The sequence below is a fragment of the Citrobacter sp. 21OH12SH02A-Citro genome (assembly GCF_027919895.1).
Lineage (GTDB): Bacteria > Pseudomonadota > Gammaproteobacteria > Enterobacterales > Enterobacteriaceae > Citrobacter > Citrobacter braakii.
This window is the reverse complement of record NZ_CP114801.1, coordinates 497,399-523,333: the sequence shown is the minus strand read 5'-3', so window position 1 is coordinate 523,333 and position 25,935 is coordinate 497,399. Positions and strand designations below refer to the sequence as shown.

At 53.8% G+C, this 25,935-nt stretch carries 20 protein-coding genes; 7 read left to right on the top strand and 13 right to left on the bottom strand.

What is annotated here, in order from left to right:
- Positions 1-47: 47 nt before the first annotated feature.
- A complete protein-coding gene (gene arcB, locus O6D90_RS02555; protein ID WP_016154693.1) occupies positions 48-2,384 on the bottom strand; it encodes an aerobic respiration two-component sensor histidine kinase ArcB in 2,337 nt (778 codons plus the stop codon).
- Positions 2,385-2,551: 167 nt separating this feature from the next.
- On the bottom strand, positions 2,552-3,481 hold the full coding sequence (locus O6D90_RS02550; protein ID WP_049040958.1) for a TIGR01212 family radical SAM protein: 930 nt from the start codon (positions 3,479-3,481) through the stop codon (positions 2,552-2,554).
- Between the two features lie 684 nt (positions 3,482-4,165).
- Here O6D90_RS02550 and gltB point away from each other — a divergent pair.
- The 4 genes from gltB to O6D90_RS02530 all read left to right on the top strand — a co-directional run bounded on the left by gltB (position 4,166) and on the right by O6D90_RS02530 (position 12,762).
- On the top strand, positions 4,166-8,626 hold the full coding sequence (gene gltB, locus O6D90_RS02545) for a glutamate synthase large subunit (RefSeq protein WP_016157576.1): 4,461 nt from the start codon (positions 4,166-4,168) through the stop codon (positions 8,624-8,626).
- 12 nt (positions 8,627-8,638) lie between these two features.
- Positions 8,639-10,057 carry a glutamate synthase small subunit gene (locus tag O6D90_RS02540; RefSeq protein ID WP_016154696.1) on the top strand — a complete coding sequence of 473 codons (1,419 nt, stop codon included), beginning with the start codon at positions 8,639-8,641 and terminating at the stop codon, positions 10,055-10,057.
- A 184-nt stretch (positions 10,058-10,241) separates the two neighbouring features.
- Positions 10,242-11,492, top strand: coding sequence for a cytosine permease (gene codB, locus O6D90_RS02535; RefSeq protein ID WP_016154697.1), 1,251 nt, complete (start codon positions 10,242-10,244; stop codon positions 11,490-11,492).
- On the top strand, positions 11,482-12,762 hold the full coding sequence (locus O6D90_RS02530; RefSeq protein ID WP_016157577.1) for a cytosine deaminase: 1,281 nt from the start codon (positions 11,482-11,484) through the stop codon (positions 12,760-12,762). Before codB ends, O6D90_RS02530 begins: the two co-directional genes overlap by 11 nt.
- Positions 12,763-12,824: 62 nt before the next feature.
- Here the strand turns inward: O6D90_RS02530 and nanQ are convergent, their stop codons facing one another.
- From nanQ to nanR, 6 genes are all read right to left on the bottom strand, one after another.
- Positions 12,825-13,292, bottom strand: a complete 468-nt coding sequence (nanQ, locus tag O6D90_RS02525; protein WP_016157578.1) for an N-acetylneuraminate anomerase — start codon at positions 13,290-13,292, stop codon at positions 12,825-12,827.
- 2 nt (positions 13,293-13,294) lie between these two features.
- The gene (gene nanK, locus O6D90_RS02520; RefSeq protein WP_016157579.1) at positions 13,295-14,164 is read right to left on the bottom strand and encodes an N-acetylmannosamine kinase; all 870 of its coding nucleotides are present in this window, start codon (positions 14,162-14,164) and stop codon (positions 13,295-13,297) included.
- A complete protein-coding gene (locus tag O6D90_RS02515) occupies positions 14,161-14,850 on the bottom strand; it encodes an N-acetylmannosamine-6-phosphate 2-epimerase (protein WP_016157580.1) in 690 nt (229 codons plus the stop codon). The genes nanK and O6D90_RS02515 overlap by 4 nt, the downstream gene beginning before the upstream one ends.
- 47 nt (positions 14,851-14,897) lie before the next feature.
- Positions 14,898-16,388: a sialic acid transporter NanT gene (gene nanT, locus O6D90_RS02510; protein WP_016154702.1), complete on the bottom strand. Its 1,491-nt coding sequence runs from the start codon at positions 16,386-16,388 to the stop codon at positions 14,898-14,900.
- A 116-nt stretch (positions 16,389-16,504) separates the two neighbouring features.
- Positions 16,505-17,398 carry an N-acetylneuraminate lyase gene (gene nanA, locus O6D90_RS02505; protein WP_016157581.1) on the bottom strand — a complete coding sequence of 298 codons (894 nt, stop codon included), beginning with the start codon at positions 17,396-17,398 and terminating at the stop codon, positions 16,505-16,507.
- Positions 17,399-17,532: 134 nt separating this feature from the next.
- The gene (gene nanR / locus O6D90_RS02500; RefSeq protein WP_016154704.1) at positions 17,533-18,324 is read right to left on the bottom strand and encodes a transcriptional regulator NanR; all 792 of its coding nucleotides are present in this window, start codon (positions 18,322-18,324) and stop codon (positions 17,533-17,535) included.
- 359 nt (positions 18,325-18,683) lie between these two features.
- Here nanR and dcuC point away from each other — a divergent pair, with 359 nt between their 5' ends.
- On the top strand, positions 18,684-20,051 hold the full coding sequence (gene dcuC, locus O6D90_RS02495; protein ID WP_016157582.1) for an anaerobic C4-dicarboxylate transporter DcuC: 1,368 nt from the start codon (positions 18,684-18,686) through the stop codon (positions 20,049-20,051).
- 44 nt (positions 20,052-20,095) lie between these two features.
- Here the strand turns inward: dcuC and sspB are convergent, their stop codons facing one another.
- The 5 genes from sspB to zapE all read right to left on the bottom strand — a co-directional run bounded on the left by sspB (position 20,096) and on the right by zapE (position 23,742).
- Positions 20,096-20,599, bottom strand: a complete 504-nt coding sequence (gene sspB / locus O6D90_RS02490; RefSeq protein WP_016154706.1) for a ClpXP protease specificity-enhancing factor — start codon at positions 20,597-20,599, stop codon at positions 20,096-20,098.
- 5 nt (positions 20,600-20,604) lie between these two features.
- A complete protein-coding gene (gene sspA / locus O6D90_RS02485) occupies positions 20,605-21,243 on the bottom strand; it encodes a stringent starvation protein SspA (RefSeq protein ID WP_003025132.1) in 639 nt (212 codons plus the stop codon).
- Positions 21,244-21,559: 316 nt separating this feature from the next.
- Positions 21,560-21,952, bottom strand: a complete 393-nt coding sequence (gene rpsI / locus O6D90_RS02480) for a 30S ribosomal protein S9 (RefSeq protein WP_003025138.1) — start codon at positions 21,950-21,952, stop codon at positions 21,560-21,562.
- A 15-nt stretch (positions 21,953-21,967) separates the two neighbouring features.
- Positions 21,968-22,396 carry a 50S ribosomal protein L13 gene (gene rplM / locus O6D90_RS02475; RefSeq protein WP_003025141.1) on the bottom strand — a complete coding sequence of 143 codons (429 nt, stop codon included), beginning with the start codon at positions 22,394-22,396 and terminating at the stop codon, positions 21,968-21,970.
- A 218-nt stretch (positions 22,397-22,614) separates the two neighbouring features.
- The gene (zapE, locus tag O6D90_RS02470; protein WP_016157583.1) at positions 22,615-23,742 is read right to left on the bottom strand and encodes a cell division protein ZapE; all 1,128 of its coding nucleotides are present in this window, start codon (positions 23,740-23,742) and stop codon (positions 22,615-22,617) included.
- A 192-nt stretch (positions 23,743-23,934) separates the two neighbouring features.
- Between zapE and zapG the strand changes: the two genes are divergently transcribed.
- Positions 23,935-24,333: a Z-ring associated protein ZapG gene (gene zapG / locus O6D90_RS02465; protein WP_003025147.1), complete on the top strand. Its 399-nt coding sequence runs from the start codon at positions 23,935-23,937 to the stop codon at positions 24,331-24,333.
- A gap of 168 nt (positions 24,334-24,501) precedes the next feature.
- Entirely contained in the window at positions 24,502-25,869 is a 1,368-nt protein-coding gene (gene degQ / locus O6D90_RS02460) for a serine endoprotease DegQ (RefSeq protein ID WP_016157584.1), read from the top strand.
- The last annotated feature ends 66 nt before the right edge of the window (positions 25,870-25,935 follow it).

The following is a 25,935-nucleotide window of genomic DNA, read 5'->3' as shown; positions in this document are numbered from 1 at the left end:
TTTCCCTGGTGTTGGCGCAGTATTCGCGCACCCCGGTCAAGCCGGGGTCATTTTTTTTCCACGCTCGCCACCCAGGCCTTCAATACCGCCACGTCGTGCTGCCACTCCTGCTTCATCTCTTCAATCCATTCAGCAACATTATCTTCCCAGGCTGGAAGATCTGGCGACTGGATTTGCTGACCTAACTGTTGCAGGTGGCGCAGCCCCACGGAACCTGCCGCGCCTTTAATTTTATGGCCTTCCTCAACAACGCCTTTTTTATCCCGTGCGGTCAGATTGGACTCCAGCACGCTCAAATATCCCGGCATCATCTTCTCAAACACCGCCAGCCCGTCGGTTATTAACTTCGGTCCCACCAGCTCGAGGTATTGTTCCAACATAGGAATATCTAACAGCGCTTGCGATTTACTGCTCTCTTCAGATGTCACAGTGCTCTCCTCTTTGTTTCGGGTATCCCAGTATTTTTTGATCATGGCGGTTAACGCCGGAACCGACAGCGGCTTACTCAGCACGTCGTCCATTCCCGCGTCCAGATACTCTTTTTTATCTTTCAGAACGTTGGCGGTAAGCGCAACCAGCGGCGGCAGGTCCTCACGGGCGTATTTTTGCGTCAGCTCGCGCGAGATATCCAGACCGGTCATATCCGGTAGCTGAATATCCAGCAGCACCAGGTCATATTCGCCCGGCGTGAACATTTCCAGCGCGGCTTTCCCGGTCATGGCGACATCCACGCTGTTGCCCAGTTTTTCCAGCACTGAACGCGCGACAATAACGTTCAGTTCGATATCTTCCACCAGCAGCACATTCAGGGCTGGCAGCGGCATGTCGTCGTCTTCAAAGGCGTCTTCAATCTCTTCCGCTACCGCAGGCGCATGCACGGTCAGCGTAAAGATGGAGCCTTTGCCAGCCTGGCTGGAGACCGTAATATCACCGCCCATGTTTTTCGCCAGACGCTTCGATACGGCCAGTCCAATCCCGGTTCCCGTTGCCGGTTTGCCGCCATTGCTGTCCTTCACCTGATAATACATGGCGAAGATTTTATCTTGCTCATCCTGCGGAATACCGATCCCGGAATCTTCAACTTCGAAATGCAGTATATTCCCCTGGTCATAGCGCGCCCGCACGGTTACCTGCCCCTGCTGGGTAAACTTCACGGCGTTGCTGATCAGATTCCACAGAATCTGGCGCAAACGCGTGCCGTCGGTAATGACCTTATGCGGCAGTGGTAACGTCGGCTCAAGTACAAAACGCAGCCCTTTTTGCTGCGCCTGCAGGCCAGAGAGGTTTTCCAGATCCGCCATAAAGCTGGTGAAATCGATCGGCTGGTTATCGAGCTGAACTTTACGTCGCTCCATTTTATCCATGTCGATAATATCGTTGAAAATATTCCCCAGCGTCACGGCAGAGACGTGGATTGTTTTCAGGTATTTTTCCTGCTCAGCGGTCAGATCCGTATCCAGCAGGATCCGGCTTAAGCCGACAATGCCGTTAAGCGGGGTGCGCAGTTCGTGGCTGATGGTAGAAATGAAGGTGGTCTTATCGCGGCTGGCGCGCTCTAACGCATCCTGATAACGCTTACGCTCGGTAATATCGCGCCCAAAACCCATCAGACCATGCCGCTTACCTACGCGGTCATAGTAAGGTACTTTGCGAATTTCAAAGCAGGCTTTGCGCCCGTCAGGATAGTCCAGCCACTGTTCGTAGGTGAGCGAGACGTTATGACGGAACACCTTCTCGTCGGTTTCAATGACCTTTTCTGCCGCCTCAGGGGAGTAAACATCAGCCGGTTTTAAATTCACCAACTGCTTTTCGCTCTTGCCGGTCAGCAGTTCCATGGCACGGTTACAGCCGGAAAATTCTTTATCTTCATTACGATAAAAAACCAGATCCGGCGAGGCATCAAGGAAAGAGCGTAAAAAGGAAGACTGCTGCTCAAGCTGAATCTGCGCTTCTTCGCGCTCTTTGATTTCAACCTTCAACTGCTCGAACGTATCCTGGCGCTCCGCTTCGGCTTTTTCGCGCTCAACAATTTCCTGATTAAGCTGGGCAATATTATCTTTTAACTGCACATTGAGCTTGAGATCGCGCTCGCGCATCTCTTCCAGCTTTTGTACCAGTCGTGACAAGCGTTGCCGGGACTCTTCCAGTTGCTCCACCACCACTGACAGAAAATAGACGGCCCAGGGGGTAATCAACAGACCAAAAAAGATAGAGCGGATAACATCAATGCTTTCTACCTGGCCATGCAGCACCATGGTGACAGCCATCTGCACCACAATCGCCAACACGACCAGCGCCAGCGCCAATAACAGCGAAAAGCGCACCAGACCCAATTTCATCATCAGGTCGACGTAATATTGCGCCAGCATACGGATTTGCTTCATAGAGGGTTCCTTCACGACAACTTGGCACAATAATACTCAATTCTCAGCGTGACGTTGAAGATTGTGCAAGAAATGCGGAGGTTATCGGTGAAATGACCGAGGAGAGATTCAACGTGGGCCTGATAAGCGTAGCGTCATCAGGCAAGCAGGCGCAGATTGCCGGATGGTTAGCTCCCAGGCTGAATCCACGGAGTGCCAAGCGCAGAGCCTTGAACACCATGAGCATTGAGATAGCGATCCAGTTCGACCATCCCGGTCCAGCGGTTTTCACACCATAGCGGAGCCAACAGCATTGGGCGACGCGCGCTGGCAGAGATTCGATGATAAATCACCTCTGGCGGCGTATGGCGGATCATCTCCCCGGCGGTAACCGTGTAGTCGTCCAGTTCAATTCCGTTCAGCCGTCCAGCTTCCCAGGCCTTTGCCATCGTACTGCCTTTCACAATATGCAGCGGATGCAGCTTAATACCGTCAACGCCCGTCTCCACCACTCGTTCCATGGTTTGCAGACAGTCTGCCTGTCCTTCTCCCGGCAGACCAACAATCAGGTGTGAGCACACTTTCAGCCCGCGCTCGCGCGCCAGCCGCGTAGTGTTCTGATAGCAGGCAAAATCATGGCCGCGGTTAATCCGGTGCAGAGTTTTGTCATGCGCGGTTTGCAGACCGAGCTCCAGCCATACCTCATAGCCGAGGTCTTTATACTCACAAAGCAGATCGAGTACCGCATCCGGCACGCAGTCGGGGCGCGTCCCAACGCATAACCCGACGATGTTGGCCTGGCTGACCGCCTGTTGATACATCGAACGCAGCACCTGTACTTCCGCAAAGGTGCTGGTATAAGCCTGGAAATAGGCCAGATAGCGTCTGGCGCGATTGACCAACTGCGCCTGATGCTCAAGCTGCTCGGCAATTGAATGGTGCTGCTGTGCTTCATCGGCAAACGAGGCGACATTACAGAAAGTACATCCGCCGCGTCCGATGGTGCCATCACGGTTTGGACAGCTAAAGCCGCCGTGCAGCGTGAGTTTATGAACCTTTTGCCCATAACGGCGAGAAAGATCCCCACCAAACATATTGACTAATTTCTGTAACTGCATAATCTGGTAGACCGCGCCTTGAAAAGAGGCCAAAGCCTGCCATTTTTTGCCCCAGTCGGCGATGACCTGGATCAATCGCCCTGGCGAGCCTTTATTTATTGCATAACAAATCAAAATAATCGAAATTTCATTCACTCAAAATATAATTACTTTTCCTTATATCCAGCTGTTTTTTTTATCTTCTTATACTCTCAGCGTAAAAACAGTATCTTTAAGACGCCAAAACTCTAAAAACCAGCATAAAATGCCAAGTATATCGATAAACAAAGGGAGGACGAGAGATATCCGGCCTCTCTTACAGTGAGACAGATCACACTTCCCAGGGCATCCTCCTCAGGTTATATCAATGTATAAAACCCTTTTATTTCAATATTTTCATAAAGTTAATTACCCGATAGCACATTTTTGCATAAATAAGATTGCCATTTGACCTGTGTGTGGATTCCCGATAACTTGGAAATCCGCTGGAAGCTTTCTGGATGAGCAGTCTGCTCATCATATTTATGCAGTAATTGAGATTCCCTCTGAAGCAAGTCCTCAAACTTGTTTGACCTGTGCGAAAAGGATAAAGAGGGCGAATGCGAGGTAAGCGTATGACACGCAAACCCCGTCGCCATGCTCTTGGTGTGCCCGTGCGCAACGGTCCAGATGGGAATCCCGCAGAGCCTGGGGAGGTTCACTGATATGTTGTACGATAAATCCCATGAGAGGGATAACTGTGGTTTCGGCCTGATCGCCCACATAGAAGGCGAACCTAGCCACAAGGTAGTGCGTACCGCCATACACGCACTGGCCCGCATGCAGCACCGTGGCGCAATTCTTGCCGATGGAAAAACCGGCGATGGTTGCGGCCTGCTGTTACAAAAACCTGACCGCTTTTTCCGCATCGTAGCGCAAGAGCGCGGCTGGCGTTTAGCCAAAAACTACGCCGTCGGCATGATCTTTTTAAATAAAGACGCTGAGCTGGCAGCGGCTTCTCGTCGCATTGTAGAAGAAGAATTACAGCAGGAGACCCTGTCGATTGTCGGCTGGCGCGACGTGCCGACTAACGAAGGTGTTCTCGGTGAAATTGCGCTCTCCTCCCTGCCTCGTATCGAGCAAATTTTTGTTAATGCCCCTGCGGGCTGGCGTCCGCGTGATATGGAGCGTCGCCTGTTCATCGCGCGCCGTCGTATCGAAAAACGCCTCCAGGAAGATAAAGACTTCTACGTCTGTAGCTTGTCGAACCTGGTCAATATCTATAAAGGTCTGTGTATGCCGGCGGATCTGCCGCGCTTTTACCTGGACCTGGCGGACCTGCGTCTGGAATCGGCCATCTGCCTGTTCCACCAGCGCTTCTCCACCAACACCGTACCACGCTGGCCGCTGGCGCAACCGTTTCGCTACCTGGCGCACAATGGTGAAATCAACACCATCACCGGCAACCGCCAGTGGGCGCGCGCCCGTACCTATAAATTCCAGACGCCGCTGATCCCTGATCTGCACGACGCCGCACCGTTCGTTAACGAAACCGGCTCCGACTCCAGCTCAATGGATAACATGCTGGAACTGCTGCTGGCTGGCGGGATGGATATCATCCGCGCCATGCGTTTACTGGTGCCGCCGGCCTGGCAGAACAACCCGGATATGGACCCGGAGCTGCGCGCGTTCTTCGACTTTAACTCCATGCACATGGAGCCGTGGGATGGTCCGGCGGGTATCGTTATGTCCGACGGTCGCTTTGCCGCCTGTAACCTTGACCGCAACGGCCTGCGTCCGGCGCGCTACGTCATCACCAAAGACAAGCTGATTACCTGCGCTTCTGAAGTCGGGATCTGGGATTATCAGCCGGATGAAGTGGTTGAGAAAGGTCGCGTCGGCCCTGGGGAGTTGATGGTTATCGATACCCGCAGCGGGCGCATTCTGCATTCGGCTGAAACCGATGACGATCTGAAAAGCCGCCACCCCTACAAAGAGTGGATGGAGAAGAACGTCCGCCGTCTGGTGCCTTTCGAAGACCTGGCTGACGATCAGGTCGGCAGCCGTGAACTGGACGATGACACCCTCGCCAGCTACCAGAAACAGTTTAACTACAGCGCTGAAGAGCTGGATTCCGTTATCCGCGTGCTCGGTGAAAATGGTCAGGAAGCGGTCGGTTCAATGGGTGATGATACCCCGTTTGCCGTGCTCTCCAGCCAACCGCGCATCATTTATGACTACTTCCGCCAGCAGTTTGCCCAGGTCACCAACCCGCCGATCGACCCGCTGCGTGAAGCGCACGTCATGTCGCTGGCCACCAGCATCGGTCGTGAGATGAACGTCTTCTGCGAAGCCGAAGGTCAGGCGCACCGTCTGAGCTTTAAGTCGCCGATCCTGCTGTACTCCGATTTCACCCAGCTCACCACCATGAAAGAGGAGCATTATCGCGCTGACCGACTGGATATCACCTTCGACGTGACGGAAACCACGCTCGAAGAGACCGTCAAAGCATTGTGCGATAAGGCTGAACAGATGGTGCGTAACGGCACAGTGCTACTGGTGCTCTCTGACCGTAATATCGCAAAAAACCGCTTGCCGGTTCCGGCACCGATGGCCGTTGGCGCAGTACAAACACGTCTGGTAGAACAAAGCCTGCGTTGCGATGCCAACATCATCGTTGAAACCGCCAGCGCCCGTGACCCGCACCATTTTGCCGTTCTGCTCGGTTTTGGCGCGACAGCCATTTATCCGTATCTGGCGTATGAAACGCTGGGACGTCTGATCGACACTCAAGCGATTGCCAAAGATTACCGGACCGTGATGCTGAACTACCGTAACGGCATCAACAAGGGTCTGTACAAAATCATGTCCAAAATGGGCATCTCGACCATCGCCTCTTACCGCTGCTCGAAGCTGTTTGAAGCCGTTGGTCTGCACGATGATGTTGTGGCTTTATGCTTCCAGGGCGTGGTCAGTCGCATCAGCGGCGCGGGTTTTACCGACTTCCAGCAGGATCTGCTGAACCTCTCCAAACATGCCTGGCTGGCGCGTAAGCCTATCAGCCAGGGCGGTTTGCTGAAGTACGTTCACGGCGGCGAATACCACGCCTACAACCCGGACGTGGTGCGCACGCTGCAACAGGCAGTACAAAGCGGCGAGTACAGCGACTATCAGGAATATGCAAAGCTGGTCAATGAGCGTCCGGCGGCCACGCTGCGCGATCTGCTGGCGATTACACCTGGCGATGAAGCCGTAAGCATTAGCGAAGTAGAACCCGCAACCGAACTGTTTAAACGCTTTGATACCGCAGCGATGTCTATCGGGGCATTAAGCCCGGAAGCACACGAGGCGCTGGCCGAAGCCATGAACAGCATCGGCGGTAACTCGAACTCCGGTGAAGGCGGCGAAGATCCGGCACGCTACGGCACTAACAAGGTGTCGCGCATTAAGCAGGTGGCTTCCGGTCGCTTTGGCGTAACCCCAGCGTACCTGGTCAATGCTGATGTCATTCAGATTAAAGTCGCTCAAGGCGCGAAGCCGGGCGAAGGCGGTCAGTTACCGGGTGATAAAGTCACCCCGTACATCGCCAAACTGCGTTATTCGGTGCCGGGCGTGACGCTGATCTCCCCACCGCCACACCACGATATCTACTCTATCGAGGACTTAGCGCAGCTGATTTTCGACCTGAAACAGGTCAACCCGAAAGCGATGATCTCGGTGAAGCTGGTTTCCGAACCGGGCGTCGGCACTATTGCGACCGGCGTGGCGAAAGCCTATGCGGATCTGATTACGATTGCCGGTTACGACGGCGGTACCGGGGCAAGCCCACTCTCCTCGGTAAAATACGCGGGCTGCCCGTGGGAGCTGGGGCTGGTGGAAACTCAGCAGGCGCTGGTGGCTAACGGTCTGCGTCACAAGATCCGTCTGCAGGTCGATGGCGGTCTGAAAACCGGCGTCGATATCATTAAAGCGGCAATTTTGGGTGCAGAAAGCTTCGGTTTCGGCACCGGCCCCATGGTCGCGCTGGGCTGTAAATACCTGCGTATTTGCCATCTGAACAACTGCGCAACCGGCGTGGCAACTCAGGATGACAAACTGCGTAAGAACCACTATCACGGCCTGCCGTTCAAAGTGACTAACTACTTTGAATTTATCGCCCGCGAAACCCGCGAGCTGATGGCGCAACTGGGCGTGAAACGTCTGGTGGATCTGATTGGTCGTACCGACCTGCTCAAAGAGCTGGAAGGGTTTACCGCCAAGCAGCAGAAACTGGAGCTGTCTCGTCTGCTGGAAACCGCTGAACCGCATCCAGGTAAAGCGCTGCATTGCACTGAAAACAATCCGCCGTTTGATAACGGCGTGCTGAACGCCCAGCTGCTACAGCAGGCGAAACCGTTTGTCGACGAGCGCCAGAGCAAAACCTTCTGGTTCGATATCCGCAACACCGACCGTTCCGTCGGCGCATCGCTGTCGGGCTATATCGCTCAGACGCATGGCGATCAGGGGCTGGCATCTGACCCGATTAAAGCGCACTTCAGCGGTACCGCAGGCCAGAGCTTCGGCGTGTGGAACGCGGGCGGCGTGGAGCTGTATCTGACCGGCGATGCCAACGACTATGTCGGTAAAGGCATGGCGGGCGGCCTGCTGGCAGTGCGTCCTCCGGTTGGCTCTGCTTTCCGTAGCCATGAGGCGAGCATCATTGGTAACACCTGCCTGTATGGTGCTACCGGTGGCCGCCTGTTTGCTGCGGGTCGTGCGGGTGAGCGTTTTGCGGTGCGTAACTCCGGCGCTATTACCGTGGTTGAAGGTATTGGCGACAACGGCTGTGAATATATGACCGGCGGCATCGTGTGTATTCTCGGCAAAACCGGCGTCAACTTCGGTGCAGGCATGACCGGCGGATTCGCCTACGTGCTCGACGAAGACGGTGAATTCCGCAAACGCGTGAACCCGGAACTGGTAGAAGTACTGAGCGTGGACTCGCTGGCTATTCATGAGGAACACCTGCGCGGTCTGATTACCGAGCATGTACAACATACCGGTTCTTCACACGGCGAAGAGATCCTGGCGAACTGGCCAGCATTCTCGGCGAAATTCGCGCTGGTAAAACCGAAATCCAGTGATGTGAAAGCACTGTTGGGTCACCGTAGTCGTAGCGCAGCAGAGCTGCGTGTGCAGGCGCAGTAAGGGGTAGCAGCAATGAGTCAGAACGTATACCAATTTATCGACCTGCAGCGCGTTGATCCACCGAAGAAACCGCTGAAGATCCGTAAGATCGAATTTATCGAGATCTACGAGCCGTTTTCCGAAGGCCAGGCCAAAGCACAGGCTGATCGCTGTCTTTCCTGCGGCAACCCGTACTGCGAGTGGAAGTGCCCGGTACATAACTACATTCCGAACTGGCTTAAGCTGGCGAATGAGGGACGTATTTTTGAAGCGGCAGAACTGTCGCACCAGACTAACACTCTGCCGGAAGTCTGTGGCCGAGTGTGCCCGCAGGATCGTCTTTGTGAAGGATCCTGCACGCTAAACGATGAGTTCGGTGCGGTAACTATCGGCAACATCGAGCGCTATATCAACGATAAAGCGTTCGAGATGGGCTGGCGTCCGGATATGACTGGCGTTCGCCAGACGGACAAGCGCGTGGCGATCATCGGTGCAGGTCCGGCGGGCCTGGCCTGTGCTGATGTGCTGACCCGCAACGGCGTGAAGGCGGTGGTATTTGACCGCCACCCGGAAATCGGCGGTCTGCTGACCTTCGGGATCCCGGCATTCAAGCTGGAGAAAGAGGTCATGACCCGTCGCCGTGAAATCTTCACTGGTATGGGCATTGAGTTCAAACTAAACGTGGAAGTGGGCCGCGACGTGCAGCTTAACGATCTGCTGAAGGATTACGATGCCGTGTTCCTTGGTGTAGGTACCTATCAGTCGATGCGCGGTGGGCTGGAAAACGAAGACGCTTCCGGCGTATTTGATGCCCTGCCGTTCCTGATCGCCAATACCAAACAGTTGATGGGATTTGGCGAAAGCAGTGACGAGCCGTACATCAGCATGGAAGGCAAACGCGTCGTTGTTCTCGGCGGTGGCGATACCGCGATGGACTGCGTGCGGACCTCGGTTCGCCAGAACGCGGCACACGTAATCTGCGCCTATCGCCGCGACGAAGAGAACATGCCGGGTTCCAAACGCGAGGTGAAAAACGCGCGTGAAGAAGGCGTCGAGTTCCAGTTCAACGTCCAGCCTTTAGGCGTGGAAGTGAATGCCAACGGTAAAGTGTGCGGCGTGAAAATGGCGCGCACCGAAATGGGCGAACCGGATGCGAAGGGTCGTCGCCGCGCGGAGATCGTCGCTGGTTCCGAGCACGTTGTTCCAGCTGATGCGGTGGTACTGGCGTTTGGATTCCGCCCGCACAGTATGGAGTGGCTGAAAGAGCACAGCGTCGAGCTGGATTCTCAGGGCCGTATTATTGCTCCGGAACGCAGCGATAACGCCTTCCAGACCAGCAACCCAAAAATCTTCGCAGGTGGCGATATCGTTCGTGGTTCGGATCTTGTAGTCACCGCGATTGCCGAAGGTCGTAAAGCGGCAGACGGTATCCTGAACTACCTGGAAGTGTAAGTAAGCATCTTCTGGCATCTCATCTTCAAACGCTGATGAGATGCCAGATTCCTCGCAACCCCCCTGCCCCTCCCCTCTATCAACACCGTGAAAGAGAACTAAAAAAACATACGGAAACGTTTGCTTTATTCTGAGAACTGTATATTATGCGGCGGATTTTTTGGGCAAAATTCATGGAGGCGTTGTGTCGCAGGACAACAATTATAGCCAGGGCCCCGTCCCTCTGGCGGCGCGGAAGGGCGTGATTCCACTAACGTTTGTCATGTTGGGACTCACATTTTTTTCCGCCAGTATGTGGACCGGTGGCACACTCGGTACCGGTCTTTCCTATAATGATTTCTTCCTTGCAGTTCTCTTCGGTAATCTTCTCCTCGGTATTTACACTGCATTTCTCGGTTTTATCGGCGCAAAAACAGGGCTCTCAACCCACCTTCTGGCACGTTACTCATTTGGTTTGAAAGGTTCATGGCTTCCCTCACTGCTCTTAGGCGGTACACAGGTAGGCTGGTTTGGCGTTGGTGTGGCCATGTTTGCTATCCCGGTTGGCAAAGCGACGGGGATTGACGTCAATGTTCTGATTGCGGTTTCCGGTCTGTTGATGACCCTGACTATCTTTTTTGGCATCTCGGCGCTGACCGTTTTATCTATCATCGCCGTACCTGCCATCGTCGTTCTTGGCAGCTACTCCGTCTGGCTGGCGGTGAGCGATGTTGGCGGTTTAGACCATTTAAAAGCGATAGTGCCGCAGACACCGCTGAATTTCTCCACCGCACTGGCGCTGGTGGTCGGCTCATTTATCAGCGCAGGCACGTTAACCGCCGACTTTGTCCGCTTTGGCCGCAACGCCAAAGGTGCGGTACTGATTGCCATGGTGGCATTTTTCCTTGGCAACTCGTTGATGTTTATCTTCGGCGCTGCGGGTGCCGCCGCTGTTGGACAGGCGGACATCTCTGACGTAATGATTGCTCAGGGCCTGCTGCTGCCCGCAATTGTGGTTCTCGGCCTGAATATCTGGACCACCAACGACAACGCGCTCTACGCTTCAGGTTTGGGATTTGCCAATATTACCGGCCTTTCCAGCCGTTCGCTGTCGGTGGCTAACGGTATTATCGGCACACTGTGCGCACTGTGGCTTTACAATAACTTTGTCGGTTGGCTGACATTTTTGTCGGCAGCGATTCCTCCAATTGGTGGAGTGATTATCGCCGACTATCTGCTGAACCATCGCCGATATGCCGACTTCAGCAAAGCACAATTTATTTCCGTAAACTGGATAGCTATCCTGTCCGTTGCACTGGGCATTGCCGCCGGTCACTATATTCCCGGTATCGTGCCCGTCAACGCCGTACTCGGCGGCGTATTCAGCTATATCCTGCTGAACCCACTTTTCAATCGCAGCCTTGCTAAATCACCAGAGGTCAGCCATGCAGAATAATAACATCACCATTCGTCAGGCGCGTTTACAGGGACGCGAAGGATTGTGGCAGCTCACGGTTGAAAACGGACGCTTCAGCCGAATTGAGGCTCAGGACGCCGCTACGTTGCCACAGGGTGAAGTGCTTGATGCCGAAGGTGGCCTGGCAATCCCACCGTTCGTAGAGCCACATATCCACCTGGATACCACGCAAACCGCGGGGGAGCCGAGCTGGAACCAGTCTGGTACGTTATTTGAAGGCATTGAGCGCTGGGCCGAACGTAAGGCAATGCTCACTCACGATGACGTGAAAGCGCGCGCCATGCAGACTCTTAAGTGGCAGATGGCCAACGGCATCCAGTATGTCCGCACTCACGTTGACGTTTCCGACCCAACGCTGACCGCGCTGAAAGCCATGCTGGAGGTGAAGCAAGAAGTCGCTCCGTGGGTAGAGCTACAGATTGTCGCGTTCCCGCAAGAGGGCATTCTTTCTTATCCCAACGGTGAAGCGTTATTAGAGGAAGCCGTGCGTTTGGGGGCCGACGTCATTGGCGCTATCCCCCACTTTGAATTTACGCGTGAATATGGCGTGGAGTCGTTGCACAAAATTTTCGCCCTCGCGCAAAAATACGACAGACTTATCGACGTGCACTGTGACGAAATTGACGATGAGCAATCACGCTTTGTTGAAACCGTCGCGGCGCTGGCCCATCGCGACAATATGGGCGAGCGCGTGACCGCCAGCCATACTACGGCAATGCACTCCTATAACGGCGCGTATGCTTCCCGTCTTTTCCGCCTGTTGAAAATGTCCGGCATTAACTTTGTCGCGAATCCACTGGTGAATATTCACCTGCAAGGGCGCTTTGACACGTATCCTAAACGCCGCGGCGTTACACGCGTCAAAGAGATGCTGGAGGCAGAGATCAACGTCTGCTTCGGCCATGATGACGTCTTCGATCCGTGGTATCCGCTAGGCACCGCGAATATGCTGCAGGTACTGCACATGGGGTTACATGTGTGCCAGCTGATGGGATACGGACAAATTAACGATGGCCTGAATCTGATCACCACCCACAGCGCGAAAACCCTGCACCTGCAGGACTACGGTCTGAGCGTGGGGAATTCCGCGAACCTGGTGATTTTACCGGCAGAGAATGGGTTTGACGCGGTTCGTCGCCAGACACCTGCACGTTATTCCATTCGTCACGGGCGAATCATTGCCGAGACTGTGCCGAGCCAAACGACGCTGCATCTGACGCAGCCGGAAGCGGTGACGTTTAAGCGCTAGGTTGTAATATCCGGTGTCGGATGGCGCAAGCCTTGCCATCCGACACACCGTCACTCTCATCGTTAGGTATGTAATAAACTGGCGCGCACCTTGATCACCACCTTTTTGATGTCCATCGGAGCCTGTACCACGCAGCCCGGCTTATGCGGCTCGCCCGGCATAAAAATCACAAATCTTCCCGGCTTCAGTACCATCGCCTGCTCATCGGCAATCTGGCTACACAGCTGATAATCATCCTCCACGTGCATTTCTTCGCACTGACGAGCAGAATCAGTCATCCCGAACAGAATGCGTTCTTCACCGGATAACAGCACCTGAATATCAATGTACTCCCTGTGCAGTTCCGCTTTCTTTTGCTCCGGGCTCTGCGTTGCAAATTGCATAACATTCATAAAAATATTATCGCCCTGCAACTCGTAGCGCCCTGGCGTTTTCTCCTGCAGATTCGCCGCAACAGCCAGCGTTAACGCCTGCTGCAAAACCGGATGTAATCCGGCAGAAGGCAATGAACGCAACTCAGCTGACATCATAATCAATCTCCCTGGGCCAACAGCGCGGCCCCCAGTAATCCAGCGTCATGACGGTAATGCGCCGCCCGTAATTCTACGTGGTAAGCCGAAGGCTCTTGTGCCAGATAGTTTTCCACCAGCGCCAGATACCCTTCTGCCAGCCCCACGCTGCCGCCAATCACCACAATCTGGCAATCGATCGTGGCCTTCACATCGGCGACAAGCCTTGCCAAAGTACGTGCCGAACGATGGATCAACCGACTGGCCTGCTCATCACCCTGCCCGGCGCGGCTAAAAATGGTTTTGGCGTCGCATCCAGCAAGCGTGCCTTCGGCAGCCGTCGCGATCCCACGACCGGAAGCGATCGCCTCGACACAACCCACACGCCCGCAACCGCACACCGGCCCATGCGGATCAGCCAGCGTATGTCCCAGGTGCCCGGCCAGACCGCCAATCCCGGTCAGCAACTTCCCATCACTTACCACCCCGCCGCCTACACCGGTGGAGACGGTGATAAACACCATATCGCGATACTCTCCGCCAAGCGCATGATACTCAGCCCACGCCGCGGCCTGCGCGTCATTGACTGCCAGCGTCGGCAAAGCGGTGAGATCTTTTAGCGTTTGCACCAGAGGAAAATGCAGCAGCCCGCCGAGGTTGTGCGGGTTCAGCGCCAGTAGAGAACCGTCGCGGATAATCCCCGTTGAGGCGATCGCCACCCGCGTTGCCTGCCCCTGTAGCGGCGCAACCAGTGCTTGTAACGCAGCACGCAGAGCATCCGGTGTTTTGCTGGCGGGCGTCGGCAATTCATGACGCTCTTGAATTTGCAGGCTGCTGTCTACCAGTGCGACAGCCAGTTTGGTGCCGCCAATATCAATCGACAGCGTGGTCATAGCACCGCCTTTTTAAGCGCTGTGTTGTACCACTGGCAAATGTGCTCCAGCCGGGTAATGGCTGAGCCGACTGTCACCGCCCAAGCGCCATGACGCATCGCCTCAGCGGCCTGCGCTGGCGTGTTGTAACGTCCTTCAGCAATCACCCGACAACCCGCGTCGCTTAAAGAGTTCACCAGAGCCAGATCCGGCTCTTCGGGCGTTTCTGGCGTGGTATAACCAGAAAGGGTAGTGCCAATGATTTCGGCACCGAGTTTCTGGCAGGCCATGCCATCCGCCATGGACGAACAGTCAGCCATCGCAAGGCGTTGGTGATGATGAATACGTGCCAGTAAGGTTTCTACAGGTACCGGACGTACGCGATCGGTACCGTCGATGGCGATGATGTCAGCGCCTGCCTGCGCTAACGCATCAACATCCTCCAGATATGCGGTGATGCGGACCGGAGAGTCATCAAGGTCACGTTTGAGAATGCCGATAATCGGCACCGAAACTACCGCCCTGGTCGCTTTCAGGTTTTCCACCCCTTCAATGCGTAACGCCACCGCGCCAGCCTGTTCCGCGGCCAGCGCCATCGCCGCAACAATTTCCGGTTTATCTAACGGGCTGTCAGGAACAGGCTGGCAGGAGACAATCAGCCCGCCGTTCGCGGCAATCTTGATATCCAGTTGTTCAAGTAACGACATGCTTATTCCCTTATGACTATTGCCCGGCGCAGGACCGGGCAAACGGATTAACTTTTGGATTTCACCATGGTGCTTTTGTCGCCGCCGAACGGCACGGCCCCGCTAAACGGTTTGCCATCAATGGCATCATGCGTACGCAATGCTTCAGGCCGCAGCCAGCGCTGTACGCGAGACGGCATATCGAGACCAATCAGCAGGATCACCACAAATGTCAGGCCGAAAGAGAGCGATCCCAACGCGGTGCCCAGATCCAGTCGTTGGGCAATCAGCGCACCGATGATCGGTGCCAACGCCCCGCCCAGTGCACCCACGTTGTAGGTGAAGCCCAGACCCGCCGCACGCTGGTCGGTATCGAAATAGCCGCCAATCAGTTTTGGTAAGATCCCGGAGATCCCCTGACCGAGCATTTGCTGGAAAAACAGCAGTAAACCCAGTACCCAGACGTTTGAGCCGCCAATCGCAAACACTGGAATAATCAGCAACTGCGAAGCCAGCAGACTGCAGACATAGGCCTTACGCGTGCCCAGCCAGTCGCCAAGAAAACCACCGACGCAACAACCGACCGCCGCGCCAAAGCCGCTAAAGAAGAGCACCCTGGCGACAGTGGAAGGGTCATACAGCAATTCGGTTTTCAGATAGGTTGGCAGCAGCGCCTGAATCGGCCACGAGTAAAGGAAGGCAAACAGCACAACCACCATCAGCATGACGCCCGTCGGCCAGCGTTTCCCGCTGCTTTGCACCATAAAACTAATGAAGATAAACGCGCATATCAGGCCAAGGACCGCCACGATAGCCGCATTTTGCAGGTTGCCTGCAAAGCAGAACCACAGCGCGGTTGCGGCGGCAAGAGTCATCACAATATTGATAACCCGATGTTCGCCCCGGTAGAGAATGTCCACCATCGTGCGTACCGGCGCTTTGCCTTCGTGTTTCTCTTTCCAGTCTTCCGCTTCCGGAATATTTTTACGCAGCCAGAGGGCGAAGATAATCGGCAAAATGCCGATGAAGAACAGCGCGCGCCATCCCCAGACCGGAACCACCAGGCTGTAGACCTGGGCGGCGATCACTGCGCCTACAGAGAAGCCGGAAATCAGGAAGCCGCTGGCTTTGTTTCGCAGGTGCCTGGGCCAGCTTTCAATAACATAAGTTGCGCTGGAGCCGTACTCACCAGCCATCCCCATACCGATAACCAGGCGGGCGATAAACATGGTGGTGTAGCCCGGCGCGAAGCCGCAGGCCAGCGTCCCCACAGAGAACAGAATGATACTGGTGACCATCGCCAGGCGGCGTCCATAACGGTCGCCCATCGCGCCCAGCATTAACCCACCAAACCAGCGGGAGATAAAAGCGGCCGAGATCAGACTGGCCGCCTGCACCGTCGTCAGTCCGAATTCGCCTTGTACTTCCGTCAGCACAAGGGCGATTAATACAAAATCAAAACCATCAAGCAAATATCCCAGCCAGGCGGCGGAAAATGCCCGCCATTGCGCCCGATTGAGATGGCGATACCACGGGATGCTCTGGGTAGAAGTACTCATTTTACTCTCCCGACGATCTTTATTTTCGTTGTGGTGCCGGATGGCGGATTCGCCTTATCCGGCCTACGAGTCTTGTTTTTGCAGGCCGGATAAGCATTGTGCTATCCGGCGTCCGATCAGTCGCGTTCCAGCATTAATTGCTGGGCCAGCGCTTTCAGTTCCGGCAGATATTGTTCATCTACCGGGGCAAATGGTTTACGGCACAGCGGAACAGAAACCACGTCCATATAGTGCAATACCGTCTTCAGGCCGCGGAACACGCCAACCTTAATGAGCAGATCGATAACCTTATTGCACTCGGTTTGCAGCTTTTGCGCAGTCCGGATGTCGCCTTCTTTGAGCGCTTTCACAATTCCCTGATAACGCCATCCCATAATGTTGTAAGTGCTACCGATACCGCCATCAGCGCCCGCCAGCAGACCAGAAGCGAAGATCTCGTCATAACCGTTATAAAGCACCAGATCGGGGTGAGCGCGGCGGATCTGTTCCATCTGATAGAGATCGCCTGAGGTTTGCTTCAGCGCGCCAACGCCCGGCAACGTCACCAGCGTGTTGATCTGATCCAGCGTCAGTTTTACGCCGCTCAGCGCCGGGATGTTATAGACCACCATCGGCAAGCCATCAGCGGAATCAATAATTGCGCGGTAGTGATCGCAGTGCTCTTCAAAACTGAACGGATAGTAAAACGGTGTGACGGCTGAAACCGCATCAAAGCCGTAGCGATGCGCGGCACTCGCCAGCTGTTGGCTCTCTTCGGTACTCACTGTGCCAACGTGAGCGATCAGCGTCACCTTGCCTTTCGCTTCTTCGGCAACAATTTCCAGTACCTGCTCTCTCTCAACGCGGTTTTGGACAAATGCCTCACCCGTAGACCCACCGACATACAGCCCGTCGATCCCTTGCCCAATGTTGAAACGCACCAGGCGGCGCAGGCTCTCAATGTCCAGTCGCTGTTGGCTATCGAATGGGGTTAACAACGCTGGCATTACGCCTTTTAAATCTCTTGCCATAGCTACCTCTGATGATGATTAGTGTTATCTGACTGCATACCTTTATACCTGTTATACCAGATCAAATAAGCAGCAATACAATACAGAACGCTTATAGTGCGATCTGCCTCACTAAACGATCGTCAGGATCGCGATTACTTACGCAATTTTTTACTTTTGCTGAAGGCGTGCCAGGTAGCGGAAACGCTGTTGAGATGTTCTTGCAGTGCGCGGTCAGCTTCCTCAGGGTCGCGCTGACGAATCGCGTCGACAATAGCGATATGCTGCTGATAACTCACGTTATTGTGCTCATACAACTCTTGGTCGGCTACGGTCGGACGGGCGGCAATCAGCCAGTCTAACAGCGCAACATGGATAGCCATAAAGATGGGATTGCCCGGGATCTCCGCCAGTATGCGGTGAAAATCAACGTCCGAGCGAATGAACAGCGTATTGTCATCGAGTGACTGGCTGTTGATCTCCAGTGCTTTCGCCAGTCTGTCGATTTGCTCATCCGTCGCATGTTCTGCGGCGTATCGTACCAGGCTGGATTCAAAGAACAGTCGCAGCTGTTCGAAGTGGGCAATGCCGCCGGGATGCGCGAGGAAATCTTTCGCCATACCGGACAGCTCGCTGATAATGGTATCAGCTGAAGGACGCGAAACGCGGGCGCGCTCGCCATTGTTGATTTGCACCAGACCTTTGCGTTTTAACGCTGCCAGCGCTTCTCGTACAGAAGGACGGCCCACGTTAAAGAAGGCCATCAGTTCCCGCTCAGACGGTAACTGTTCGCCCTCGCCAAATTCCCGACGACGAATCATCTGCTCCAGTTCTTCTTCAACCATTTCAGACAGCTTTTTACGCGCCAGCGGGCGGTTGCGTAAGCTACGGCCAATGGTGGATGGAGAGTCTTCAGCTTGCGAATCAAATGCGTTCATAGGGCCCATTCAGCTAAGTCGTGGTGACAAATAACAGCGGGTTTATCCTAACACAGAATCGAAAGCAGGGTGAAATGATGGTCAATCAGACTGTCGGGCTTATTGGCGGTCTAACGCATCCGGATATTTTGTTACGCTAAAACATTCAGCTTATCTTTAATTGAAAACAATCATATTCGCTTCGTGAAATTTATGAATATGAACGTGATAAATTATCATAACCATCTATTTTATAACGATAAATAATTTAAACATCGAATTAAAAATAAGATATTCACTCCATAAAAATCGCCCGAAAAAATATAACATCCGTTTGGACAACAGCGTTATTACCGGATTTATCTTCTTCTCTGGCATGGAGTGAAACAATGTTCGGCATCATTATCTCTGTCATCGTTTTATTAACGATGGGTTACCTGATCCTCAAAAACTACAAACCGCAGGTAGTGCTGGCAGCCGCAGGGATCTTCCTGATGCTCTGCGGCGTCTGGCTAGGCTACGGCGCGCTGGTCGATAACGACAAGAGCAGCGGCTATCTACTGGTCGATATTTACAACGAAATTCTGCGTATGCTTTCCAATCGGGCGGCCGGACTAGGGTTATCAATCATGGCGGTAGGTGGTTATGCCCGTTATATGGACAGGATGGGGGCCAGCAGAGCGATGGTTAGCCTGTTAAGCCGTCCGCTTAAGCTAATCCGCTCACCCTATGTTGTTCTTGCCGCCACCTATGTGATTGGTCAGATCATGGCGCAGTTCATCACCAGCGCTTCCGGGTTAGGTATGCTGCTGATGGTGACGCTGTTCCCGACGCTGGTCAGTCTTGGCGTGAGCCGTTTATCCGCGGTGGCGGTCATTGCCACTTCAATGTCAATTGAATGGGGCATTCTGGAAACCAACTCTATTTTTGCCGCGCAGGTAGCGGGCATGAAAATCGCTACCTACTTCTTTCACTATCAGTTACCCGTCGCATCGTGCGTTATCGTCGCCGTCGCTATTGCACATTTTTTCGTTCAGCGGCAGTTTGATAAAAAAGCATTCCCGGAAAGCAACGGATTCGCTGAACAAAAGACGCTGGAAAACGTGCCACCTCTCTATTACGCCATTCTACCCGTCATGCCGCTGCTTCTGATGTTGGGCTCGCTTGCCCTGGCACATATGGGGTTAATGAAAACAGAGCTGAATCTGGTGGTGGTCATGCTGATGAGCATGACGCTGACGATGTTTGTCGAGTTCCTGCATAAACATAATCTGCGCGAAACGATGGATGACGTGCAGGCCTTCTTTGACGGCATGGGAACCCAGTTTGCCAACGTTGTCACGCTGGTGGTCGCCGGTGAGATCTTTGCGAAAGGGTTGACGACTATCGGGACTGTCGACGCTGTAATAAAAGGTGCAGAGCATTCCGGCCTTGGCGGTATCGGCGTGATGATCATCATGGCCGTGGTCATTGCCGCCTGTGCGATTGTCATGGGGTCAGGTAACGCGCCGTTTATGTCTTTTGCCAGCCTGATTCCAGATATTGCCGCCGGACTACATATCCCTGCGGTAGTGATGATTATGCCGATGCATTTTGCTACTACGCTGGCCCGGGCGGTATCCCCCATTACAGCGGTCATTGTGGTGACATCAGGTATTGCGGGCGTATCGCCCTTTGAGGTGGTAAAACGTACGGCCATTCCGATGGCGGTGGGATTTGTGGTCAATATGATAGCCACCATCACGCTGTTTTACTGATCCCGAAGGCAGAAAACAGAACAGGCCCCAAAGGGCCTGTTTTTTTATTTCACTACGCGTAGCGCTGGACGCCCACCGCGAGGCGGCGGCGGAGTGTCATCCGGATCGTTGTCGTCGCCATTGTCAGGCTTATCGCCATCAATGACCGACATGACCGTTTCACTCTCAAAACCAGGTGCGTCGTTGTCGTCATCATTTAAGCTGGCGACATCTTCGTCGTAGGCGGCTTCCGGCTCAAACATAGTACCGGCGCCATTTTCACGAGCATAAATTGCCAGAACTGCCGCCAGCGGTACAGAAACCTGACGCGGCACACCACCGAAGCGCGCGTTAAAGCGCACTTCATCGTTAGCCAGTTCCAGGTTACCCACCGCACGCGGTGCGATATTCAGAACAATTTGCCCATCACGCGCATATTCCATAGGAACCTGCACGTCCTGAAGCGTCACATCCACCACCAGGTGCGGCGTAAGCTGGTTGTCTAACAACCACTCATAGAATGCGCGCAGCAGATACGGACGGCGTGGTGTTAGCTGTGGCAAATCCATACAGGTTAACCCCGGCCCAGACGCATTTCACGTTCAGGCTCAGTCAGAGAAGCCAGGAAAGAATCACGTTCAAAGACGCGAGTCATGTACCCTTTCAGTTCTTTCGAACCTGCACCGTTGAATTCAATGCCCAGCTGCGGTAAACGCCACAGCAGCGGCGCCAGGTAGCAGTCTACCAGGCTGAACTCATCGCTCAGGAAGTAAGGTTTCTGGCCAAATACTGGTGCAATTGCCAGCAGTTCTTCGCGCAGACGCTTACGCGCGACTTCGGCTTCAGAAGCAGAACCGTTCACGATGACGTTCATCAGCGTGTACCAGTCTTTTTCAATACGCTGCATGTACAGGCGGCTTTCACCACGCGCAACCGGGTAAACCGGCATCAGCGGCGGATGCGGGAAGCGCTCATCCAGGTATTCCATAATGATGCGAGATTCCCACAGGGTCAGCTCACGATCCACCAGTGTCGGTACGCTCTGATTCGGGTTGAGGTCGATCAGATCCTGCGGTGGATTGTCCTTCTCCACATGCTCAATCTCGAAACTAACACCTTTCTCAGCCAGCACAATGCGGACCTGATGGCTATAGATGTCAGTAGGACCAGAAAACAGCGTCATTACCGAACGTTTGTTGGCAGCGACAGCCATGAAAACCTCCAGGTATATTCAGAATTTTTACTGCTACCAGCCACTAAGTGGCCAGCCAGAAGTGATGTCACCCATATTCGGGAAAGCCATTACTGTTCAAAATACAAACAAAAAATGAACGATACCGGACATTTGGGCAGAAAATTGGATGATAGTTTACCAGATTTTGTGACCTTTGTGGTGAGTCGATTCTTGAAATGGGGAAAAAGAGGTGGCAATCAGCGGATTACCGTGGTTATACGGAGAGCAGTAACGATAAAAAAACCCGCCGAAGCGGGTTTTTTCGCAAATTGTTGCCTGCCGAAGCAGAGTACAATTAACGTTTGGAGAACTGAGGACGACGACGTGCTTTACGCAGACCGACTTTCTTACGTTCAACCTGACGAGCATCACGGGTAACGAAGCCAGCTTTACGCAGTTCGCCACGCAGGGATTCGTCGTACTCCATCAGAGCGCGGGTGATACCGTGACGGATCGCACCAGCCTGACCAGAGATACCACCACCTTTAACAGTGATGTACAGATCCAGTTTCTCAACCATGTCGACCAGTTCCAGCGGCTGACGAACTACCATGCGGGCAGTTTCACGACCGAAGTACTGTTCCAGAGAACGTTGGTTGATTACGATTTTACCACTGCCCGGTTTGATGAAAACGCGAGCTGCGGAACTTTTGCGGCGACCAGTGCCGTAGTATTGATTTTCAGCCATTGCCTATAATCCCGATTAGATGTCAAGAACTTGCGGTTGCTGTGCCGCGTGGTTGTGCTCGTTGCCAGCGTAAACTTTCAGTTTACGGAACATAGCACGACCCAGCGGGCCTTTTGGCAGCATGCCTTTAACCGCGATTTCAAGCACACGCTCAGGACGGCGAGCAATCATCTCTTCAAAGGTCGCTTGTTTGATACCGCCGATGTGACCGGTGTGGTGATAGTACACTTTGTCAGTACGCTTGTTGCCAGTTACAGCAACTTTGTCAGCGTTCAGAACGATGATGTAATCACCGGTATCTACGTGCGGAGTATATTCCGCTTTGTGCTTACCGCGCAGGCGCAGAGCCAGTTCGGAAGCCAGACGGCCCAGAGTTTTACCGGTCGCGTCAACAACATACCAGTCGCGTTTTACGGTTTCTGGTTTAGCTGTAAAAGTTTTCATTAAAAGCTTACCCAAATAAATAAGTTACACGTTGGTGAACACCCAAACGTTTTGTCAGTTGAGGTTCACACGACATTGTCCAGCAAACCTACCCCTTCGAATAGCCTATGCCGGCGCATAGAAAGTTTTGGGAAAAAAACTCTCTCGTAACGTGGGGTCGCAAGATTATAGAGAAGTCAGGGTCAAAGATCGACCCCTTTATGTGATTTGCAGCAGGTTTAACCGGCTAAATGTTCCCGCTTCAGATACTCTTCGCTTTGCATCTCCTGCAAACGCGACAAACAACGCTGAAATTCAAACTTCAGACGCTCGCCCTGATAAATTTCATAAAGTGGTGAGGCCGCACTGACCACCAGCTTAACGTGGCGTTCGTAGAACTCATCCACCAGTGCGATAAAACGCCGCGCTTCGCTCTCCATCAGCGTCGTCATGACCGGCACATCAGACAACAGCACCGTATGAAAAAGACGCGATAGCGCAATGTAGTCATGCTGACTACGCGCATCGACACAGAGCGTAGTGAACGACACCGCCAGCGTTTGGTTTTCGACGGCCAGCGTCTGCATCGGACGATGATTGATCTCCAACGTCGGCGCATGTTCACTTTTCGTTCCCGCTAATGCCAGCCAGAGCTTGTCCATCTGCTGGCGGGTTTCCTCATTCAGTGGCGACAACCACAAATGCGCCTGCGTTAAGGTGCGCAGACGATAATCGACGCCAGCATCGACATTCATGATGTCACAATGCTGTTTGATGGCATCAATGGCAGGAAGAAAACGCGTACGTTGCAAACCATTGCGATACAGCTCATCAGGCGGAATATTGGAGGTTGCCACCAGCGTAATACCACGGGCAAACAGCGCCTTCATCAGACCCCCGAGCAGCATGGCGTCGGTGATGTCAGAAACAAAAAATTCGTCAAAGCACAGCACGTCCGTTTCAGCCTTAAAGCGGTCGGCAATGATTTCCAGCGGATCGCTCTGCCCCTGCAGGGCCGTAAGCTCTTCATGGACACGCAGCATAAAACGGTGAAAGTGCAAACGCTGTTTACGCCCGCCCGGCAGGCTATGGAAGAACAGATCCATCAGCCACGTTTTTCCGCGCCCGACTCCGCCCCACATATACAGACCACGCACCGGCGCATTGGTCGATGACTCACGTTTTCCCAGCAATTTGCCAAAACGCGCCATCAGTCCGCTCTCCTGCGGCGCAGGACGTGCTGGCGTCGAAAGCGCCTGGAAAATTGTTTCCAGTCGATTCACTGCTTCTTGTTGTACGTTGTCGGGCTGATGACTGCCGTCTTTGAGGGCTTGCTGGTAACGCGATGTCGGGGAAAGGCTTTGCATGATGTTATTGTTATTCCTTGAGAATCGATGTGCCGTCGCTCACGGTTGACGAAAAAAAGGCCGTTCTACATTACGTGATATAAACACGGGATTCCACTTCTACGGGATTAGCGGTTATAGTGGCATAATCAGGCGCAGGCATGGAGCCTAAAGCCAACACCCTACGGAAACACAAGACAACGGGAGATGTTCATGACCTGGGAATATGCGCTAATTGGGTTAGTCGTCGGTATCATTATTGGTGCTGTAGCCATGCGTTTTGGTAATCGTAAATTACGCCAACAGCAGGCATTGCAGTACGAACTGGAAAAAAATAAAGCTGAGCTGGAAGAGTACCGCGAAGAGCTGGTGAGCCACTTTGCCCGCAGCGCTGAACTGCTGGATAACATGGCGGACGATTATCGTCAGATCTACCAGCATATGGCGAAAAGCTCCAGCAACCTGCTGCCGGGTATGTCACCGGAAAATAATCCGTTCCGTAATCGTCTGGCAGAGTCCGAAGCGGGTAACGATCAGGCGCCGGTTCAGATGCCGCGTGACTATTCTGAAGGCGCATCTGGCCTGCTGCGTAGTGGCGCAAAGCGCGACTAACTGCACATCGTTAAGAAATTTATTGGGCGCAGCAATTGCGCCCTCCGCTTCTCTTCCTGTCCCAGCTATTATTTAGTCGTTAGCCTCATTGTGACCAAACCGAAAATTCAATAACATCAAACTGTTTTGAATCATCTTCCGTTTACTCAAGGTACGAGAGCAGGATCCATGAAAAAACAAACCCAGCTGTTGAGTGCATTAGCGTTAAGTGTCGGGTTAACTCTCTCGGCGCCATTCCCAGCCGCAGCGTCGATTCCCGGCCAGGTTCCCGGTCAGGCTGCGCTCCCCAGCCTCGCCCCGATGCTGGAGAAAGTGTTACCTGCCGTGGTGAGCGTAAGGGTCGAAGGCACCGCCGCTCAGGGGCAGAAAGTCCCGGAAGAGTTCAAAAAGTTTTTTGGTGATGAACTTCCCGATCAACCAGCACAACCTTTTGAAGGGCTGGGTTCCGGGGTCATCATTGATGCCGCCAAAGGCTACGTCCTGACCAATAATCACGTCATCAATCAGGCGCAAAAAATCAGCGTCCAGCTTAACGATGGCCGTGAGTTCGACGCTAAGCTTATCGGCAGCGACGACCAGAGCGATATCGCTCTGCTGCAAATTCAACACCCCAGCAACCTGACGCAAATTGTCATTGCCGACTCCGACAAACTCCGCGTCGGTGATTTCGCGGTGGCCGTGGGTAACCCGTTTGGTTTGGGGCAAACGGCCACCTCCGGCATCGTATCGGCTTTGGGTCGCAGCGGGTTGAACCTGGAAGGTCTGGAAAACTTTATTCAGACCGACGCCTCCATCAACCGGGGTAACTCCGGCGGCGCGTTGCTTAACCTCAATGGTGAGCTGATTGGCATTAACACCGCGATTCTGGCCCCCGGCGGCGGTAGCATCGGTATTGGTTTTGCGATCCCGAGCAATATGGCACGCACGCTGGCGCAGCAGTTGATGCAGTTTGGTGAAATCAAACGTGGTCTGCTGGGAATTAAAGGCACCGAAATGACTGCCGATATCGCCAAAGCGTTCAAACTGGACGTGCAGCGCGGCGCGTTTGTCAGCGAGGTTCTGCCTAACTCTGGCTCCGCAAAAGCAGGAGTGAAGTCTGGTGATGTCATTACCAGCCTCAACGGCAAACCGCTCAACAGCTTCGCCGAACTGCGTTCACGCATAGCGACAACCGAACCAGGGACCAAAGTCAAACTGGGCCTGCTGCGTAACGGTAAACCGCTGGAGGTTGAAGTAACCCTGGATACCAGTACATCATCGTCCGCCAGCGCGGAGATGATTGCTCCTGCGTTGCAAGGGGCTACGCTCAGTGACGGTCAGCTTAAAGACGGCACCAAAGGCATCAAAATTGATAACGTTGAAAAAAGCAGCCCAGCCGCGCAGGCCGGTCTGCATAAAGATGACGTTATCATTGGCGTTAACCGCGATCGTGTAAACTCGATCGCCGAAATGCGTAAAGTGCTGGAAACGAAACCGTCGATCATCGCTCTGCAGGTAGTTCGTGGTAACGAGAGTATTTACCTGCTCCTGCGTTAACGCATGCAACCGGACATCAGCCTCCCGTGTGATGTCCGGTAAACTCGTGATATGCTGCTGCCGTTC